This is a genomic window from Actinoallomurus acaciae (genome assembly GCF_042429965.1).
In the GTDB taxonomy this organism is placed as follows: Bacteria; Actinomycetota; Actinomycetes; order Streptosporangiales; family Streptosporangiaceae; genus Actinoallomurus; species Actinoallomurus acaciae.
Genome location: NZ_JBHLZP010000031.1, coordinates 31,466 through 33,977, shown reverse-complemented (window position 1 = coordinate 33,977; position 2,512 = coordinate 31,466). Strand labels below are relative to the sequence as shown.

Here is a 2,512-nt window from a genome sequence, read left to right as displayed (position 1 = left end):
GCTCGTACACGAACCGCCGCAGCAGCCGGACATCGCCCGGGCGCGGCGGATCGCCGGGCAGGAAGGCGCGGGTCAGGCGGCCGGCGCCGAGCGGCAGGGACAGGGCCAGCGCGGGCTCCTCGCCGTCGCCGTAGGCGAGTTCGGTGGTCCCGCCGCCGATGTCCATCAGCAGCATCGGCCCGGCCGAACAGCCGAACCAGACGCGGGCGGCCAGGAACGTGAGCCGCGCGTCGTCCCGCCCGGACAGGTGCCCGAGCCGGATCCCGGTCTCGGCCGCCACCCGCGCGAGGATCGGCTCGCGGTTGGCCGCGTCGCGTACCGACGCGGTGGCGAAGGCGATCAGTTCGTCGAGGTGTTCGTCCTCGGCCGCACGCGCCGTAGCGTCGACCGCCGCGACCAGCCGCTCGACGGCCGGCGGCCGGATGTGCCCGTCCGGGGTGATCGCGTCGGCCAGCAACGTCGGGTGCTTCACCGACCGGATCCGCCGCGGGGGCTCCCCGGGCAGGAGTTCCACGATCTGCAGGTGGGCGGAGTTCGATCCGACGTCGAGGACACCGATGCGCATGGGTAACGCCCTACCCGCCGTTCCGGAACCTCACCCGGAGTGCCGGTGCGACGGGGGTTACGGACGTGACTGAATGTTCTGTTCGTGCTCCTCGGCCGCGTCCTGCCTCGGTGCCTCACCGGTCAGGATGTTCTGTCCCGGGTCGCCGTGGATGGCTCCGCCCGAGACCGGCCCGCGCTTGAACCTGCCACCAGGGTCCTTGACCTTCATCGGGTGCCGGCTCGCCCGCACGATCATGAATATCCAGCCGAACAGGACGATCACGATCGCGATCAGCCCGATGACCGCCAGTATGCCGATACCACTCATGAGACCTCCTTCGTCAGGAGCCCTACCCGGCGTCCGCCGTTCATGCGTCCAGCCGGCCGTGCAGCGGCTCGCGCAGGCCCGGACCTCGTCGGCCGGGGCCGCGATATGGTGAACGAAACGGTTCCGTTCGCATGCTTCGAGGTGACCGGGTGAAGAACGACGACACCGCGCGTGGCGAGGCGCGTGAGGAGGCGATCCTCGCGGCGACACTGGAGCTGCTGACCGAGGTCGGCTACGACCGGATGACCATGGACGCGATCGCCACCCGTGCCCGCGCCAGCAAGGCGACCATCTATCGCCGCTGGTCGGGCAAGGCCGACATGGTGGTGGCCGCGGTCGAGAGGCGCGCGGGTCAGGGGATGGCCGTGCAGGCGGACCCGGGCGACCTGCGCGCGGACCTTCTGGGCACACTGCGGGCGATGCGCGACGGGTTGACCGAGCAGGACGCCGGGCTGCTGCTGGGCCTGATGACCGCGATGCACCACGATGACGAGCTGGCCCGTACGGTGCGAGCGCGGATGGTCGACGACAAGCGGCAGGCCTTCGACCCGGTCCTCGACCGGGCCCACGCCCGAGGCGAGCTGCCCGCCGACATCGACCGCACCCTGCTCGCGGAGCTGTGTTCGGCGATGTTGTTCTCGCGGGCGTTCGTCACCGGTGAGCCGCAGGATGACGCCTTCCTCGCCGAACTCGTCGACCGCGTACTGATGCCGCTGCTGCGTCACCGGGCGGGTGAGACGCCGGGCGGATGACGATCCCGCTCGACTCGCAGGTCCCAGTCGAGCTCCCAGCGCCGTACGGCGCCGTCCGTGCCCGCGGAGAGCGCGAACCGGGCGTCGGCGCTGATCACGACCGCGTTCACCGGCCCGCTGTGGCCGTCGAGGACGCTCAGGCACCGGCCGGTGGCCAGGTCCCACATCCGTACGGTCGCGTCGGTCCCGCCGGAGATCGCGAACCGTCCGTCCGGGCTGAACCGCACGTGCGTCGACCGCACCTCGGGTACCGAGTCGGCCGCGCGCGGGTTGTCGGGCTCGTCGCCGAAGACGCGCAGGCACGCGCCCGTCGCGGCGTCCCACAGGCGGATCGTCCGGTCGGTGTACCCGCCCGCGGACAGGACGTGTCGGTCCTCGGGGCTCAGGCAGACCGACATCACCTGATCGGTGTGGCCGCGCAGCGTCCGCAGGCACCGCCCCGTGCGCGGGTTCCACAGCCGTACCTCTCCGTCCGTTCCCGCGGAGGCGGCCAGGTCCGGCCCGAACCAGAGCGCGGTGACCTTCCGGGCGTGGCCCGGCAGCTCCCGTTCGCACTCGCCGGTATCCAGGTTCCAGAGCCGGATCACCGCGTCGGCCCCGGCCACGAGGGCCCGCCGCCCGGCGCGGTCGAACGCGGCGGCGTTCGCGCCCAGCGCCAGCGGACGGTCGAGGCCGCCGATCCGTTCACCGGTCGCGACCGACCACACGGCGATGGTTCCGTCGCGGCTCGCGGACACCGCTCGCGTTCCGTCGTCGCTCACCCCGACGGCGTCGACGGGGCTGGGCTGCCGCGCGGTCACTGGCCGGCAGGTCCCGCCGTCCACGTCCCACACTCGGACCGCGCGGTCGACCCCGCCGGACACGGCGATCCGGCCGTCGGCGTCCA

At 72.6% G+C, this 2,512-nt stretch carries 4 protein-coding genes; 1 reads left to right on the top strand and 3 read right to left on the bottom strand.

Translation table 11 applies throughout. The annotated features are described in order from the left end of the window. Together ACFFNX_RS06885 and ACFFNX_RS06880 are read right to left on the bottom strand one after the other, a co-directional pair. Positions 1 to 565, bottom strand: a 565-nt coding sequence (locus ACFFNX_RS06885; protein WP_378196950.1) for a Ppx/GppA phosphatase family protein, incomplete at its 3' end; no start/stop codon positions are given. A 57-nt stretch (positions 566 to 622) separates the two neighbouring features. After that, on the bottom strand, positions 623 to 874 hold the full coding sequence (locus ACFFNX_RS06880) for a hypothetical protein (protein ID WP_378196947.1): 252 nt from the start codon (positions 872 to 874) through the stop codon (positions 623 to 625). A 149-nt stretch (positions 875 to 1,023) separates the two neighbouring features. Here ACFFNX_RS06880 and ACFFNX_RS06875 point away from each other — a divergent pair, with 149 nt between their 5' ends. Further along, positions 1,024 to 1,626, top strand: coding sequence for a TetR/AcrR family transcriptional regulator (locus ACFFNX_RS06875; protein ID WP_378196944.1), 603 nt, complete (start codon positions 1,024 to 1,026; stop codon positions 1,624 to 1,626). On the opposite strand, the gene ACFFNX_RS06870 is transcribed toward ACFFNX_RS06875, so the two are convergent. Continuing rightward, a partial coding sequence (locus tag ACFFNX_RS06870; RefSeq protein WP_378196941.1) for a WD40 repeat domain-containing protein occupies positions 1,596 to 2,512 on the bottom strand: 917 nt, incomplete at its 5' end. The genes ACFFNX_RS06875 and ACFFNX_RS06870 overlap by 31 nt on opposite strands.